General features: G+C 52.3%; 18 protein-coding genes. 11 read left to right on the forward strand and 7 right to left on the reverse strand.

From position 1 onward, the window contains the following. Positions 1–19 precede the first annotated feature (19 nt). Positions 20–1096 carry a polysaccharide pyruvyl transferase CsaB gene (csaB, locus tag SynPROS91_RS05900; RefSeq protein WP_186519208.1) on the reverse strand — a complete coding sequence of 359 codons (1077 nt, stop codon included), beginning with the start codon at positions 1094–1096 and terminating at the stop codon, positions 20–22. 72 nt (positions 1097–1168) lie between these two features. On the opposite strand from csaB, the gene SynPROS91_RS05905 reads away from it, so the two are divergent. From SynPROS91_RS05905 to psaK, 3 genes are read left to right on the forward strand one after another with little or no spacing between them, the layout of a single operon-like run. Beyond that, on the forward strand, positions 1169–1471 hold the full coding sequence (locus SynPROS91_RS05905; RefSeq protein ID WP_186519210.1) for a DUF2499 domain-containing protein: 303 nt from the start codon (positions 1169–1171) through the stop codon (positions 1469–1471). Further along, the gene (locus SynPROS91_RS05910; RefSeq protein WP_186519212.1) at positions 1468–1797 is read left to right on the forward strand and encodes a DUF3593 domain-containing protein; all 330 of its coding nucleotides are present in this window, start codon (positions 1468–1470) and stop codon (positions 1795–1797) included. Before SynPROS91_RS05905 ends, SynPROS91_RS05910 begins: the two co-directional genes overlap by 4 nt. 33 nt (positions 1798–1830) lie before the next feature. After that, positions 1831–2088, forward strand: coding sequence for a photosystem I reaction center subunit PsaK (gene psaK / locus SynPROS91_RS05915; protein WP_186519214.1), 258 nt, complete (start codon positions 1831–1833; stop codon positions 2086–2088). Between the two features lie 63 nt (positions 2089–2151). Here psaK and dxs read toward each other — a convergent pair whose 3' ends face one another. Then, positions 2152–4095: a 1-deoxy-D-xylulose-5-phosphate synthase gene (gene dxs, locus SynPROS91_RS05920; RefSeq protein ID WP_186519216.1), complete on the reverse strand. Its 1944-nt coding sequence runs from the start codon at positions 4093–4095 to the stop codon at positions 2152–2154. 79 nt (positions 4096–4174) lie between these two features. On the opposite strand from dxs, the gene ilvA reads away from it, so the two are divergent. From ilvA to SynPROS91_RS05935, 3 genes are all read left to right on the forward strand, one after another. Beyond that, positions 4175–5701: a threonine ammonia-lyase, biosynthetic gene (gene ilvA / locus SynPROS91_RS05925; protein WP_186519217.1), complete on the forward strand. Its 1527-nt coding sequence runs from the start codon at positions 4175–4177 to the stop codon at positions 5699–5701. 90 nt (positions 5702–5791) lie between these two features. Next, positions 5792–6295 carry an SMC-Scp complex subunit ScpB gene (scpB, locus tag SynPROS91_RS05930; RefSeq protein WP_255439966.1) on the forward strand — a complete coding sequence of 168 codons (504 nt, stop codon included), beginning with the start codon at positions 5792–5794 and terminating at the stop codon, positions 6293–6295. Positions 6296–6328: 33 nt separating this feature from the next. Beyond that, positions 6329–6631 carry a YggT family protein gene (locus SynPROS91_RS05935; protein ID WP_006852627.1) on the forward strand — a complete coding sequence of 101 codons (303 nt, stop codon included), beginning with the start codon at positions 6329–6331 and terminating at the stop codon, positions 6629–6631. A 23-nt stretch (positions 6632–6654) separates the two neighbouring features. Here the strand turns inward: SynPROS91_RS05935 and SynPROS91_RS05940 are convergent, their stop codons facing one another. Beyond that, a complete protein-coding gene (locus SynPROS91_RS05940; protein ID WP_186519532.1) occupies positions 6655–6984 on the reverse strand; it encodes a nucleoside triphosphate pyrophosphohydrolase family protein in 330 nt (109 codons plus the stop codon). A gap of 89 nt (positions 6985–7073) precedes the next feature. On the opposite strand from SynPROS91_RS05940, the gene pyk reads away from it, so the two are divergent. The 3 genes from pyk (at position 7074) to ftsH (ending at position 12107) form a co-directional block, all read left to right on the forward strand. Next, the gene (pyk, locus tag SynPROS91_RS05945) at positions 7074–8858 is read left to right on the forward strand and encodes a pyruvate kinase (RefSeq protein ID WP_186519221.1); all 1785 of its coding nucleotides are present in this window, start codon (positions 7074–7076) and stop codon (positions 8856–8858) included. Between the two features lie 19 nt (positions 8859–8877). After that, on the forward strand, positions 8878–10107 hold the full coding sequence (locus tag SynPROS91_RS05950) for an ABC transporter permease (RefSeq protein WP_186519223.1): 1230 nt from the start codon (positions 8878–8880) through the stop codon (positions 10105–10107). Positions 10108–10175: 68 nt separating this feature from the next. After that, positions 10176–12107 carry an ATP-dependent zinc metalloprotease FtsH gene (gene ftsH / locus SynPROS91_RS05955; RefSeq protein ID WP_186519225.1) on the forward strand — a complete coding sequence of 644 codons (1932 nt, stop codon included), beginning with the start codon at positions 10176–10178 and terminating at the stop codon, positions 12105–12107. A gap of 86 nt (positions 12108–12193) precedes the next feature. On the opposite strand, the gene clpP is transcribed toward ftsH, so the two are convergent. Beyond that, a complete protein-coding gene (gene clpP / locus SynPROS91_RS05960; RefSeq protein WP_011619341.1) occupies positions 12194–12784 on the reverse strand; it encodes an ATP-dependent Clp endopeptidase proteolytic subunit ClpP in 591 nt (196 codons plus the stop codon). An 81-nt stretch (positions 12785–12865) separates the two neighbouring features. Between clpP and psb29 the strand changes: the two genes are divergently transcribed. Continuing rightward, positions 12866–13609 carry a photosystem II biogenesis protein Psp29 gene (gene psb29, locus SynPROS91_RS05965; protein WP_186519227.1) on the forward strand — a complete coding sequence of 248 codons (744 nt, stop codon included), beginning with the start codon at positions 12866–12868 and terminating at the stop codon, positions 13607–13609. Here the strand turns inward: psb29 and SynPROS91_RS05970 are convergent. From SynPROS91_RS05970 to petN, 3 genes are read right to left on the reverse strand one after another with little or no spacing between them, the layout of a single operon-like run. Beyond that, on the reverse strand, positions 13561–15009 hold the full coding sequence (locus SynPROS91_RS05970; RefSeq protein ID WP_186519229.1) for a hypothetical protein: 1449 nt from the start codon (positions 15007–15009) through the stop codon (positions 13561–13563). The genes psb29 and SynPROS91_RS05970 overlap by 49 nt on opposite strands. Further along, on the reverse strand, positions 14996–15145 hold the full coding sequence (locus tag SynPROS91_RS05975; protein WP_157028569.1) for a hypothetical protein: 150 nt from the start codon (positions 15143–15145) through the stop codon (positions 14996–14998). The genes SynPROS91_RS05970 and SynPROS91_RS05975 overlap by 14 nt, the downstream gene beginning before the upstream one ends. Position 15146: 1 nt before the next feature. Then, positions 15147–15248 (reverse strand): cytochrome b6-f complex subunit PetN, encoded by a 102-nt coding sequence (gene petN / locus SynPROS91_RS05980; RefSeq protein ID WP_186519231.1) that lies wholly within the window; start codon positions 15246–15248, stop codon positions 15147–15149. 73 nt (positions 15249–15321) lie between these two features. On the opposite strand from petN, the gene clpS reads away from it, so the two are divergent. After that, positions 15322–15618 (forward strand): ATP-dependent Clp protease adapter ClpS, encoded by a 297-nt coding sequence (gene clpS, locus SynPROS91_RS05985; protein ID WP_186519233.1) that lies wholly within the window; start codon positions 15322–15324, stop codon positions 15616–15618. The last annotated feature ends 5 nt before the right edge of the window (positions 15619–15623 follow it).

The raw sequence follows: 15623 nt of genomic DNA on the forward strand, positions 1-15623 counted from the left end.
ATCATATTTGATTTCTTGTTTATAGCTCTTTTAGTGAAGATCTTAGTGCTCTTTCATGTTCGTAGGCTTGTTGACGGATTCTTTGAAGCCGTGACGTTGCAGGCGAATGTGACATACATTCTTTCCATTGCAATACCACCCTTTCAAGATTTGGCAGGTGGGTTAAATCAAGCCATGGCACGCCTGCTGTTCGTGCAGCAGCCTCTACTTTTGGATCATAACTAAGTCCTACGGTTGGGCATTGACTGACAATTGATAGGATAAGAGCGTGCAATCGCATCGCAATGACCAGGCTTGCATCACTAAATATGTTTTGCGCATGTTCAATATTCTTTGCGATGATTGTGCTTGAATTTGCTTCGAGTCCATGAGGCACTAATCCTTGCTCGTTCAGTGTTTTTAGCAAATTGGCATCTTGATTGGCATGAAAAGCGAACCAAGTCACCGAGAGTCCTGTGCTTTCTCTCAGCTGATCCACGGCTCCTAGCAAGAGTGACCATCCACTTGCTGTTAACAAACGCGTTGGTCGCCAACACAGCACAATATTTCCTCCTCCCTGATAATCATTTGTCTGATGGGTCCACACTGGATCAGGAGCCTCTGACATCGACGTTTTGATTCCGATGCGTTTGGCTAGTTGCATCGATGCACTATCTCTCCAGGTAATTGATCTAGTTCTGTTAAGAACTCGACCCACCAGATAGCGGCTCCATGGATGCTTCAGAGGACCAAGACCTTGTCCCCATAGCAACACTGGCTTGCGTTTGATTCGTGACACAACAATCAAAATCATGTAATAAACAAGACTTCGAAAACTTGTGCTGTCTTGGAGCAGGCTGCCGCCGCCTAGCACCACCACTTGCACATGTTTGAGGCTGTACAGGACGCTTTTCAACGACCTCCTGTTCACCACCGTTCCATTGGGAACGATCGTTTGAACAGCTGACGGGTCATGGGCAGTAATCCACGGTTGCCATCCTCGGGGCAACTGTTTGTTCAAGACTTCAAGAAGGGCGTCGTCTCCCAGGTTGTGCTCTCCGTAATAGCCACAGAGGAGAATGCCCCTCGGCGATGAAGACGGAGCCGGGCCAGACATTCAGAACACCAGGGGTGCATTCATTATCCGCGCTTAGGGCGCCTACGTTGGTGAATCGCTTGGTTGTGATGCATGCATGCCCTTTCGCTCGGTACATGGTGGATTCATGTGGCTTCTGTTTTTGAGTGGCTGTTAGCGATGGTGTTGATCGCTAAGCGCGGTTCACTGCGCTCTCAAACGAGCATGATCTGGCTCTCCGCAGCAATGATTCCTGCCTTGATCAGTGCCATGGCTGCATGCACTTGGCACCTCTATGACAATTCCGAGAGCCTTCGTTGGCTCGTGACTCTGCAAGCCAGCACAACCCTGCTTGGGAATGTCACGTTGGCCTTTGCTGCCTGGAATCTGCAACGCGACGCCATGGTGAAGGGATGACATCGAATTTTGACCCTGCCCCCCTCTTTGCCCTGTCCTTACTCCCTTATTTGGTGTTTTTGTATCACCTAGGGCGCAGCAAGCAGCTTCCAAAATTGACCGTTCTCGGGTTTCAGCTCACCCTCTTGTTTGTTGCTGTCACCATTGCTGCTGCGGTGTTTGCCCTCGTTCGATACGACTCTGAACTGGTGGCTGTGGATTGGCTTCATGGTGGCGCTGAAGCCTTTCTCACCTTGAGCAATGCCTGCATTGTTGCCGGGCTGCTTCGATCGAAGCCGCAAGAGCCAGTGAATAACTCTTACGAGGAGGAGATCTTGGGGCGTTGAAATCGGAAGATGAGGTGTCGCTTGTTGCGTTGCATGTTTACTCCTCTTCTGGCTATAGCTCCAGCCACTCTTTCCTGGTCACCCAAGGTTGCCCTTGTGATGGTGATCTGCAATGTCATTGCCATCGGGATTGGCAAAGCCACGATTAAGCATCAAGACGTCGGTCTCAAGCTGCCCGGCTCCAATTTCTTTGGGGGTATGAGTCACGGCAGCATGCTCGCCACCACAAGCCTGGGTCACATCATTGGCTTTGGCGCGATCCAGGGACTCGCAGCCCGAGGCGTTCTTTAAAATTCCCTCGATGCATGAGTTCAGCTGTTGCAGCAGTGCTGCACCAGCTGAATCAACTTAACTTCAGCCAGCTGAGGACACCTCAGCTGGTGCTTTCTGCTCGAGGGTGAGAGAACCTGTTGTTGCAAGCAGGAAATGCTGCTTGATCCGGACTGCCATTTGATCCGGTGTCAAACCCAAGGCTTCAAAACTTTGCTGGGGAGTTGCGTGATCCACCAGCCGGTCAGGAATGCCAATGCGAAGCATGGGAATCGCTAGCCCTTTCTCCTGGAGCGATTCAAGAACAGCTGAGCCGAAGCCGCCAGCTAATGCTCCCTCCTCCATCGTGACAATCTTTCCGATCTGCTTGGCCATGGGATGAATGAGTGCTTCATCCAGGGGACGTAAATATCGGGCATTAATCACAGCAACCTCAACGCCAACTGCTGCTAAACATTTCGCCGTAGCCACTGCCTTTGGCACCATGGCTCCATAGGCAACGATCAAGACATCATTGCCTTCACGTACGACTTCACCACAGCCAATCGGGAGGGCCTCCCAGCCTTCCTCCATCAATGGCACACCTTCACCTGGACCGCGAGGAATTCTCAGAGCTGTTGGTCCATCGTGGTTGAGGCAAGTCACCAACATCCTCTGCAGCTCCGCCTCATCTTTAGGTGCCATCACGGTGAAATTAGGAATCGCACGCATGTAGCTGATGTCGTATTGGCCTTGGTGCGTTGGACCATCGGCTCCGACAATGCCCGCCCTATCTAGAACAAACGTCACCGGAAGTTTTTGAATCCCTACATCGTGGATGAGCTGATCGAAGGCCCTCTGTAAAAACGTGCTGTAGATCGCCACAACTGGCCTCAGCCCATCGCAAGCCATGCCAGCGGACAGGGTGACGGCATGCTGCTCAGCAATGCCAACGTCGATGTATTGGTCGGGGAGTGCTTTTTGCAGGATATCCAGGCCAGTTCCAGTCGCCATGGCGGCTGTGATCCCAACAACCTTTGGATTCTGTTCGCAAAGTTTGACAAGGGTTTGTCCAAACACCTTGCTGTAGCTCGGTGGTTTTGGAGTTTTGCTGGGCCTTGCTTTACCGGTATTGAGGTTGAAAGCTGACTGCGCGTGGTAGCCGACTTGATCGGCTTCTGCGTAGGGATACCCCTTCCCTTTTTTTGTAACAACATGAACCATGACCGGACCACCCACGCGATGAGCGGATTGGAACGTTCGAGTCATTTCAGCCATGTCATGGCCATCGATCGGACCCATGTAGGTGAATCCAAGCTCCTCAAAAACGGCACCAACTTTTGGAACAGCCAGTCGGCGCATGCTCTCTTTGAGACGATTCAGCTCCGGTGGTATCTCTCCCCCCATAAAGGGAAGATGACGCACGCTTTCCTCAACGCTTCCAGATATAAATTGAAGAGGCGGGCTCAATCGCATCCGGTTGAGATAGGTCGAGAGAGCGCCAACAGGTGGAGAAATCGACATGTCGTTGTCATTTAAAACAACGAGTAGTGGAGTGGATGGAAGATGGCCGGCATGGTTGATCGCCTCTAAGGCCATGCCACCGGTAAGGGCCCCATCACCAATCACGGCAACGCATTTGTAGTTAAGACCTTGCCGATCACGGGCAATTGCCATTCCGAGGGCTGCAGAGATGGATGTGCTGGCGTGGCCTGCACCGAAATGATCAAAACGACTTTCCGCTCTCTTGAGATATCCGGCAACTCCTCCCTGCTGACGTAGGGAGTCGAAGCTTCCATAGCGTCCAGTGATTAATTTGTGCGGATAGGCCTGATGCCCCACATCCCAAACGACCTTGTCTTGATCCAGATCAAGTGTTTGGTAGAGGGCCAGGGTTAATTCAACGACGCCTAGTCCAGGTCCAAGATGTCCGCCGCTGTTGGACACCACTTCCAAATGGCGTTCACGAATTTGCTTGGCCACATCCTCAAGCTGCGCAGCGGACAGTCCGTGCAGCTGATTGGGATGGGTTAATTCGCTCAGATGCATACCCATCCCCAGACCGATTCAGTCAATCTACGGGCCCTACCGACCCTTCGCGATGGTGAGTGGTTGTCAGACTGCAGTGATGGATCATTATTTGCCGCGGATCCTGCGCGCCCGTGTCTATGACGTGGCCCGGGAAACCCCTTTAGAACTCGCTAACAACCTGAGCCGAAGGTTGAGCAACAGCGTTTGGTTGAAACGGGAAGACCTTCAACCCGTTTTTTCTTTCAAGCTGCGTGGTGCCTACAACCGCATGGCTCAACTTTCGAAAGCTGAGCTGCAACTCGGGGTGATCGCTTCAAGTGCTGGGAATCATGCACAGGGTGTGGCCCTCAGCGCATCCCATCTCGGCTGTAGAGCAGTGATCGTGATGCCAGTCACAACCCCTGGCGTGAAAGTTGATGCTGTGCGCCAGTTGGGAGCAGAGGTGGTGCTTCATGGTGAGACCTATGACGAGGCCTATGCCGAGGCCAGGTCACGCAGTGAAGCGGAACAACTTTGCTTTATCCATCCGTTTGACGATCCGGAGGTGATTGCAGGACAGGGAACGGTGGGCATGGAAATCCTGCGCCAGTGCCATCAGCCACCCGATGCGATCTATGTGGCTGTGGGTGGTGGTGGTTTGATCGGCGGAATCGCCGTGTATGTGAAAAGTCTCTGGCCTGACGTTCAAATCATCGGCGTTGAACCCCACGATGCTGCCGCCATGACCCTGTCCTTAGAGGCAGGTGAACGCATCCGATTGCCACAAGTGGGGCTCTTTGCAGATGGAGTGGCTGTACGTGAGGTGGGGGAGCACACCTTTGCTTTGGCCCAAAAGTATGTCGATGACATCGTCACCGTGAGCACCGATGAAATCTGTGCCGCGATTAAGGATGTTTTTGAAGACACCCGATCGATTCTCGAACCGGCAGGCGCCCTTGCTATTGCAGGTCTCAAGGCTGATGTAAACCGACGGTCGCTGCAGAATCAAAACCTCGTTGCTGTGGCCTGTGGGGCGAACATCAATTTTGCGCGCCTGCGCTTCGTTGCTGAGCGTGCGGAATTAGGTGAAGAGCGCGAAGCGATGCTCGCCGTAGAAATTCCGGAGCGTCCAGGGAGTCTTCGCTGCCTGTGTGAATTACTTGCAGATCGCAGCCTCACAGAATTTTCCTATCGGATGAGGGCTGGTGATCAGGCCCACATTTTTATGGGCGTTCAGGTGAGCGGGCCCGATGACAGAGCGTCCTTAATCAACCATCTCAAGACGCAAGGGTATGCCTGCCTAGATCTCAGTGACGATGAACTGTCGAAGGTGCATCTCCGGCACATGGTTGGAGGCCGTCTCCCTGCGAGTTCAACGGCCAGCAATGTGAAGGAGCTGCTTTATCGCTTCGAGTTTCCAGAGCGCCCAGGGGCCTTAATGCGCTTCGTGACGGCCTTGCATCGGGATTGGAGCATCAGCATTTTCCATTACAGAAATCATGGAGCCGATGTGGGTCGAATTGTGGTTGGCGTTCTTGTCAGCACCGACGATCTCAAGGCCTGGCAGTCCTTCCTGCGCGACCTTGGTTACAGCAGTTGGGAAGAAACGAGTAATCCGGCTTACCAACTTTTTCTTGGTGGATGAAGAGGAGTGAATGGCCAAAAGCTGCACCAGCGTTACTTTGAAACCTGTTCGTAAGGGGAGGTAATGGCACAAGGATTGGAGCGAAGCAACATGCAGGAGTTCTCTCTCTCCCTTCCAGCTCGCTTAGAGGCCATCCTTTACCTAAAGGGAAAAGCCCTGTCCCTTTCGGAATTGGCCGAGTTGGCTGACGCCAGTAACAAAGAAGCAGAACAGGGTTTACTCGCCTTGGTCGCTGGTTATGCCCAACGGGATACGGCCTTGGAAATTCACGAAAACAGCGGTCGGTACAGCCTTCAGCTCCGGGCTGGTCTTGGGGAACTGGTTCGTAATCTCTTGCCGGTCAATCTGTCCACGGCAACGCTGAGAACGCTGGCAACGATTGCATTGAAGCGACGGATTCTTCAGTCGGAGCTTGTTGAATTAAGGGGGTCAGGCGCCTACGACCACATCAAAGAGCTGCTCAATCAGAACTTTATTGAACGCAAACGCCAAAGCGAAGGACGCTCGTATTGGCTCAGTCTTTCTGAAAAGTTTCACCGTACTTTTTCTGTGCTTCCTGATAGAGGGATCTCAGAACCAGATCAGGCTGCATAAAGTTCATTCATTAGTCACGCTTGAGAAGCACCAATGGATTTGAGTTTTGTTTCCACCTTCCTTCAGATCATTGCCCAGACACTGCAGATTTATTCGTTTGTTTTGATCGTTCGAGTGCTGCTCACCTGGTTCCCAAATGTGGATATGGGGAACCCAGTGCTCAGCACGGTGAGTTCGATCACCGACCCCTACCTCAATGCCTTTCGTGGCCTGATCCCCCCGTTAGGAGGCCTAGATCTGTCCGCCATTCTCGCGTTCGTTGCCCTGAGCTTGATGCAGCAGCTCTTGGTGTCAGCCAGCTACGCATTTGCCGGTGGATTTGGCAACTACGGCTAAGGGGTGTACTTGAGTCAGCATCCTCAGCGGTGATCGCCACTCCCTTTCAGCTGCCCACGCGCTGAACGGTCACGCAATTTCTGAAGGTTTTGGTTGGCCACATCATCCAGGTCATAGCCCAGTTCACTGGCTAGCTGAGCGACGTACCAGAGCACATCACCGAGCTCCAGCGCGATCTCAGCTCTGACCTCATCGTCAAAGTGTCCTGCTCGATCGCGCAGAACCTTCTTCACTTTGTCTGCGACTTCCCCTGCTTCACCAGTTAGGCCCAAGGTTGGATAGATGGGATTGCTGCCAGCATCTGGGTAAAGAGCCGTTAGCCGTGCAGCGGTCTGATAAGCATTCAGGTCCATACGATTCATGTTGAAGAGAGTCATCATCCAACAAGTCTTTGAGTCCAAAAGGGCAAGACGGTAGATTCCGCAAGCTTCAAGACCTGTGGATGGCCCAGATCGATCTAACCCGTAGAACCAAGATCGTGGCCACCATTGGGCCCGCAACGGAAAGTCCCGAAAGGATCCGTGAACTCATCCAAGCCGGAGCGACCACGTTTCGACTGAACTTTTCTCATGGAGATCACAGCGAGCACGCCGAAAGGATGGCCACAATTCGACAGGTGGCCCACGAATTGGGCGCCCACATCGGCATCCTTCAGGATCTTCAGGGTCCGAAGATTCGCTTAGGTCGCTTCGAAGAAGGTCCGATCACGCTCGCAAAAGGTGATCAATTCGCACTCACGGCTAAGCAGGTGCGTTGTAATCAGACGGTGGCAACAGTCACCTACGACAAACTGGCCGAAGAAGTGTCTGCTGGTAGTCGCATCCTTCTTGATGATGGCCGCGTCGAGATGAAGGTTGAGCGCGTGGATGCCGCCGACCAGACCCTCCACTGCTCAGTCACGGTTCCTGGCGTGCTGTCCAACAACAAAGGGGTGAATTTCCCAGACGTGCAGCTCTCTGTAAGGGCGCTGACTCCAAAAGATCGACAAGATTTGGCCTTTGGCCTTCAGCAGGGCGTGGACTGGGTCGCGCTGAGCTTTGTGCGCAATCCCTCTGACATGCAAGAGATCAGAGAACTGATTCGTAAGCACGGTCACACCACTCCTGTGATCGCCAAAATTGAAAAGTTCGAAGCGATTGATCAAATTGACGCGATCTTGCCGCTTTGTGATGGCGTGATGGTGGCCCGTGGTGACCTAGGGGTTGAAATGCCTGCTGAAGAGGTCCCGCTTCTTCAAAAAGATCTGATCCACAAAGCAAACAGCCTCGGGATTCCGATCATTACGGCGACCCAGATGCTCGATTCCATGGCTTCGAGCCCTAGACCGACGCGTGCAGAGGTAAGTGACGTTGCCAACGCCATCCTGGATGGCACTGATGCGGTGATGCTGTCCAATGAGACGGCTGTTGGTGACTTTCCTGTTGAGGCTGTTGAAACCATGGCGACGATCGCCGTGCGGATCGAACGGGATTACCCCCAACGGCCCATCGATACTCATCTGCCGAGCACAATCCCGAATGCGATTAGTGGGGCGGTGAGCAGCATTGCCCGACAGCTCAATGCGGCAGCGATTTTGCCCTTAACCAAAAGTGGTGCCACCGCTCATAACGTCAGCAAATTCAGGCCCTCCACTCCCATCCTTGCGATCACCAGCGAAGTCAACGTGGCGCGCAAGCTTCAGTTGGTTTGGGGTGTGTCACCACTGTTGATTGAAACCCAAAAGAGCACCACAGCCACCTTCACGTTGGCGATGGCTTATGCCCAAGAGCTTGGTGTGGTGAAAGACGGTGATCTTTGCGTGCAAACAGCAGGTACGCTCGCTGGAATTAGTGGCTCTACAGACCTGATCAAAGTGGGCATCGTGAGTGCTGTACTCGGTCGTGGGACGGGCTTTGGCAGTGGCTCTGTTAGCGGAAAAGTGCGTATAGCGATGTCTGCTAGTGATTGCGCTCGGCTCGAACCAGGAGACATCCTTGTGGCTCGGGATACCTCAGCCGACTACCTCGACGGCATTCGTGAAGCTGCTGCTGTCATCACAGAACAACCTGGCGAGGACTCTCACGCTGCAGTAATCGCCAAGCGCCTAGGCGTTCCTGTGATTACCGGGGTGACCAATGCCACGCAAGATCTCAGAGAAGGCGAAGTTGTCACCTTGCACGTGAGAGATGGTTTGGTTCATCGGGGTACAGGCAGCAACATGGCAATGAAATTAGACACCATGCTCTGAGTTAGGTCCCTAACCGTTCATGGCCAGCAAGCTGCCTCTTGCCGACACCGTCGGCATGGCTCTCACCACACTGAAGGCAAATCGCTTACGCAGTTTGCTCACGATGCTGGGCATCGTGATTGGTAATGCCTCCGTGATCACCCTTGTTGGTGTGGGTCGAGGTGCCCAAAATTTGGCGGAGGACCAGCTCAGCAGTCTTGGAGCCAACGTGTTGTTTGTGGTTCCTGGAAGCAATGACACGCGAAGGCAGGGGGTGGCCTTTCCGCGCACCTTGGTGCTGGAGGATGCCAGCGCCATTGCTGCGCAAGTGCCAAGCGTGAAACGCGTTGCTCCCCAGATCTCAGCCAATGAAGTTGTTCAGGCTGGGGCGAGGAGCACGAGCGCCTCGATCTCAGGGGTAACGCCAGCTTTTTTACCGGTGCGCAGTTTTGAGGTTGCCCGTGGTCGATTCATCAGTTCCGAGGATGAACAGAGCGCGAAGACCGTTGTGGTGATTGGTCCAGATCTTCGTGACAAGCTCTTTCCTTCTGGTGCAGCCGTTGGTCAAAGCATCCGGATTAGAGACCAGAGCTTCTCTGTCATTGGCGTGATGGAGCCCAAAGGAGCGGTCTTTGGTTCAAACCAGGATGAAAACGCCTACATCCCGCTAACAACCATGGTGAGTCGTCTCACTGGCCGGGACCCAACCTATGGAATCAGTCTCAGCTTTATCAGTGTTGAAGCGAAGGATGAGCAAAGCACTGGGCCAGCCAAGTTTCAAATCACCAATTTGCTGCGTCAACGGCATCGCATTTTGCGCAAGGACGATTTTGCCGTCAGATCTCAGAAGGATGCTCTCACCATCGTTGGCACGATTACAGGCGGCCTAACTCTGATGCTTGGTGCGATCGGAGGCGTTTCGTTGCTCGTTGGTGGCATCGGAATCATGAACATCATGTTGGTGTCGGTCAGCGAGCGCACGGAAGAAATCGGCTTACGCAAGGCATTGGGTGCGCGTAGTTCCGACGTTCTCCGACAGTTTTTGGTTGAAAGTCTTGTTTTGGCGAGCCTCGGTGGCGTAATTGGAACCGCCGTAGGACTTGGCACCGTGACAGCTGTTGCCTTCTTCTCGCCCTTACCAGCAGCGATTGGTGCATCAACAATTTTGGTCACGGTGGGGTTATCTGGATCCATCGGTCTGTTTTTTGGCGTTGTACCTGCCAAGCGTGCAGCGATGCTCGATCCGATCGTTGCATTAAGAAGCCTCTAAATCGCCTTGCCTTGAAACAGCGGTTTAGGTAAGGAAACTCTTACAGTCGTGGGAATTGCGAAGAATCCATGAATCAACGCTGGCGTCAGATAGCCCTCTGGATTCTTCCCATCGGCGTCGCGTTGCTGCTTGTTTGGCAGCTGGTTGGAAGCGGAGCTCTCAATAATCTTCGTAGTAATAGTGCTTCCACTAGCGGAAGCACCACGGTTGCTCCCCGCAATGCTGCTGTGGCTCGGATGAGCTACGGACGTTTCTTGGACTACGTCGCAGCTGGTCGCGTCACGGCGGTTGATATTTACGACGGCGGCCGTAACGCGGTTGTGGAAGCGGTTGATCCTGATCTTGATAATCGGGTTCAAAGGCTCCGCGTAGACCTTCCTGGCTTAGCCCCTGAGCTGATCAACACCCTCAAAGAAGAGGGCATCAGTTTCGATATTCATCCACCGAAGACAGCTCCCCCTGCCCTTGGAATTCTTGGAAATCTTCTGTTCCCCCTGTTGCTTATCGGATCTTTGATCTTTTTGGCTCGTCGTGGCAACTCCATGCCTGGAGGCCCTGGTCAAGCCATGCAATTCGGTAAGACAAAAGCTCGTTTTGCAATGGAAGCTGATACCGGTGTGAAATTTGATGATGTTGCCGGTGTTAGCGAAGCCAAGCAAGACTTGCAGGAAGTGGTCACCTTTTTGAAGCAACCTGAACGTTTCACCTCGGTTGGTGCTCAAATTCCTAAGGGTGTTTTGTTAGTGGGCCCTCCAGGAACCGGCAAGACTCTTCTTGCCAAAGCCATTGCTGGAGAAGCTGGTGTTCCTTTCTTCTCTCTTTCTGGTTCAGAATTCGTTGAAATGTTTGTGGGTGTCGGTGCTAGCCGAGTTCGCGATCTTTTCAAACGTGCGAAAGAAAATAGCCCTTGTCTCATCTTTATCGATGAAATTGATGCCGTAGGTCGGCAGCGTGGTGCTGGAGTTGGTGGAGGCAACGATGAGCGTGAGCAAACGCTCAATCAGCTGCTGACAGAAATGGATGGTTTTGAAGGAAATAGCGGAATCATCATTCTTGCCGCTACCAATAGACCTGACGTTCTGGACTCCGCGCTAATGCGTCCTGGTCGTTTTGACCGTCAAGTCACCGTGGATGCTCCTGATATCAAAGGTCGTCTTTCGATCCTTGAGGTTCACTCCAGAAACAAAAAGCTTGACGAGAATCTAACTCTCGACAGCATTGCCAGAAGGACGCCTGGTTTTACAGGTGCAGATCTTGCCAACTTGTTGAATGAAGCGGCAATCCTTACCGCGCGACGTCGCAAAGAGAGTATCGGAATTTCAGAAATTGATGATGCCGTTGATCGCATCATTGCTGGTATGGAAGGCCATCCCCTCACCGATGGTCGAAGCAAACGATTAATTGCTTATCACGAAGTTGGGCATGCCCTAGTTGGCACCCTCGTGAAAGATCACGATCCTGTTCAAAAGGTCACGTTGATTCCCCGTGGACAGGCCCAGGGTTTGACCTGGTTCTCACCAGACGAAGAGCAGATGCTCGTCTCTCGCGCCCAACTCAAAGCTCGCATCATGGGAGCTTTGGGAGGTCGCGCCGCTGAAGATGTTGTGTTTGGTCACTCCGAAGTCACAACTGGTGCCGGAGGTGACATCCAAATGGTGGCCTCGATGGCCCGTCAAATGGTGACGCAATTTGGAATGAGCCAATTGGGTCCGATGGCACTTGAGGGAGGCAGCCAAGAAGTTTTTCTTGGCCGAGATCTGATGACGCGCAAAGATGTTTCCGATTCCATCGCTAAACAGATTGATGAGCAAGTGCGGTTGATCGTGATGAAGTGCTACGAGGAAACTGTTGCACTCGTTGGTCAACATCGCCAAGCCATGGACAAATTGGTGGAACAGTTGATTGAGCAAGAAACTTTGGACGGGGATGAATTCCGTGTTGTTGTTGCTGAATTTGCTGAAATACCTGAAAAGGAGCGTTTCTCTCCTTTGCTTGCTTAAATAAAAAAGACCAGGATTTTCATAAATCCTGGTCTTTTTTATCGGTTGGTGATCTTTTAAAAGACCCTCATCACGAGGGTCTTTTTTTATACAGAGCGAACAGGGCTCTTATCAATCACGTTGTCGATCAAGCCATATTCCATAGCCTGTTGTGGAGACATAAAGAAATCTCGGTCGGTATCGGCTTGAATTTTGTCTAGAGGTTGTCCAGTGCGGTCTGCCAATTCATGATTCAAGCGATCTTTAAGAAACAAGATTTCGTCGGCTTGGATTCGAATATCACTGGCCTGACCACTTGCGCCGCCCAAAGGCTGGTGAATCATGATCCGAGAATGCTGCAAACTGCTGCGCTTTCCTTTCGCGCCAGCACATAGCAAGAATGCACCCATGCTCGCAGCAAGGCCAACACAGACGGTGTGCACATCTGGCTTGATGTGCTGCATGGTGTCAAAGATCCCAAGCCCGTCGTAAACCGAGCCACCGGGAGAATTCACATATAAGAAGATCTCTTTTTCGGGATCCTCCGCTTCCAGAAAAAGAAGCTGAGCAACGATTCGATTGGCGGAATCGCTGGTAACAGGCTCGCCTAAGAAAATGATTCGCTCCCTTAAGAGACGAGAATAAATATCAAAAGCCCTTTCTCCTCGTCCTGATTCCTCGATCACGATCGGGATCATGTTGCATAGCTTCAGTTAGAACAATCCTAACGGCGGCGGCAGCAGCGCTATGGTCTTGATTCAAAGTGGGGTGGAAGGACCTTGACGGATCAACGGACGATCGCTGACAGCAAGCGGGCCTTCCATAAAGCTTTTCCTTATGTGATTCCATCTCTGTACAGGAGAACGGCAGACGAGCTCTTGGTTGAGCTGCACCTCCTCAGTCATCAGCAGCATTTCAAGAGCGACGCCTTGTTTGCTGTGGGTTTGCGTCAGGTGTTTAAGGCGTTCACACAGGGCTACAAACCTGAAACACACCTCGATGAGCTCTATGCGGCCATTTGCAGCTGCAATGGTTTCGATCCGGAGGTTTTGAAAAAGCTTGCAGAGGGATCGACCTCAGCCGTCTCAGGACACACCGTCAGTGAAGTGCGTGAATGGCTTTCCAATCGCGGAGCTGGGGCTCCAGAGCCCTTGTCCGCGGGCATCTCGAGTGTTGGTGGTGAATCATTTCACTACTCACGATTGATGGCTGTGGGCTTGTTGAGCCTGCTCTCATCCGCTCAAGGTGGTGAACCTTCCGATCCTGATGAACTCAAAACCCTTGCCCATGAAATTGGTGAGCAACTAGGACTATCCAAACCTCGCCTGGACAAGGACCTCAGCCTGTACACATCCAATCTTGAAAAGATGGCTCAGGCAGTGGAGCTGATTGAAGAAACCTTGGCCGCAGAACGTCGTAAACGCGATCGTCAACTGGCTGATTCTCAAGCCAGCGAATCAAAACCACCCGAAGCTCAATCTGAGTCTTCCGATGAATCAGCAGCAGAAGAGAGACCTAACTGACCACTGATCTCCCACCATGTTTGTTGGCCTGAAGCCTTCAGATGTGGTGAGGTGATTGCCGGTTTGATTTGAACTTGTACGAAATCGGCCTGCTTCAAAAGTGCAGGCCACGATCCATTCATCAGTCCAAGCGACACAAGATTTCGCGGACGGGCATTGAGCTTCAGTGCTGAAAGCGTCGACGCTGGAAGTGCTTGATAAAACGGTTTTGTGTCAGGAAGACTTGCCAGTCCAGCACTCAAAAGAGTGGGATTGGGGTGGGGTTGAAGCAACCAACGCCAACCACCCACAATCTTGTTTTGCCCTTCTCGCTTATCTTTCCAAATCACAGCATCAGCTTTTTTGGCGTTGTCTTCAGCTGGTTTGAAGCGTTGAAAGCCACGTTCTTCTAAATGGTTGCTCACTCGATCAAGAACTGAGACCCAAGCGGAAGCTCCTCCAGGCAATGGTGCCTGAAATTGAAGACCTGCTCGGTAAGAACCTTTGGCTTGCTGCTGGAGACGGAGCGAAAACGGTGAGAGCGCAAGCCTTGATCGGATCGATTGATTCACTCCGTACTGAGATTCCAAAGGCTGCTGGATGATTTGTCGACTCAGCAATGTGCCCAGGATTAAATCAACACGGGCTCCATGTACTTCTAAAAGGCTGTCCTGATCAAAGTTTTCTGGCTTCTGACGATCATGAACTGCAAGATTCCAACCTTGTTTGGGTTGTGATGCGGCAAGTGCGATCGATCGGTCGCCTACGACTCCGCCCCAATGGAGGGTGTCGCCGGTTAGGCGAAGTGCAAGGCAACCGTGACTCCCTTGCTGAAGCAACGAAGCTGTTGTTCCACTAATTGCAGCAAGGGCATCGCTCGTCCAAAAAACAGCTGGAGCATTAGCAAGACGCTGCATGCAACGTCTTTGAAGAGATGTTGGTTGAGCTGGGCGCTCGGGTTGGCGTTGAAGTCTTTGAATGAGTTGTTGACGATGCAGCTCATCAGAGCCGAGAAACGTCAATCCCAAAACTTGGTGTTTGCGTAAATTTTTGGTGTCGGTGGGGAGCAGTTGATCCTGAAGAATTAAATAGGCATCGCCATCATCCGACCATCCCTGCCACCAGATCGAGCGCCCTTGCCGTTTCCATAGGTTTGCAGCTCGAACAAGTCCAAGGCGTTGGTTCCAAAGCTGGGGAGCTGGGCGTTTCGAATCTCCATGAAAAGACTGAATCAAACTGAATGCGCCTGAGACGCGGCTCAGTGATGCATGTATTCCATCGTCTTTACGTGATGGCTGATTCAGAAGGACGCCGATCAAACCGCTCAATAAAACAGCCCCTAACCCCAATGACGTGATTGGGAGGGACTGAACGATGGATCTGTAGGTGGAGATCTTCAGGAGTGAGTCAGCTGCGGTCACGAGAACGCCTGCGACGACGATCTTTCCACTCGATCGTGGAGAGGTAAACCACTATCACGCTGACAAAGACCAAAAGAACCGCAGCGGTCATCGCCAATCCCTGACTGACGATGGGAGCTTGCAGTGCTTCGTTCACTTCAGAAATTCACGGTGCCATCGCCATTACGGCCCCAGACCACCATCGCGATCGAGAAACTGAAGACAGCAGCGAGTGATGCCCAGGCAATCGTGAACAGCATTGAAATGACGCTTGAATGTAAAGAGCTTACCTAGGCTGCCCCGCGGAACTGACTGGTTGATTCATTACTTCTTATGACTATGGCAACTCCTGGAACCGCGAGCGTTCTCAATCCGGAACGCACAACCCTGCGTTACCCGAATGCCAGAGTGATCGTTCTCAACGATGACGTGAATACGTTTGAACACGTGGTTGAGTGTTTATGCAAAATCATCCCTGGGATGAATAGTGATAAGGCTTGGACACTTGCCCATCAAATCGATGGAGAAGGTGCTGCAGAAGTGTGGGCCGGCCCCCTTGAGCCTGCAGAGCTTTACCACCAACAACTCAGCAGTGAGGGACTCACGATGGCTCCATTGGAACGCAATTAATGTCT

Origin of the sequence: Synechococcus sp. PROS-9-1 (genome assembly GCF_014279775.1) — a bacterium.
Taxonomy (GTDB): Bacteria; Cyanobacteriota; Cyanobacteriia; order PCC-6307; family Cyanobiaceae; genus Synechococcus_C.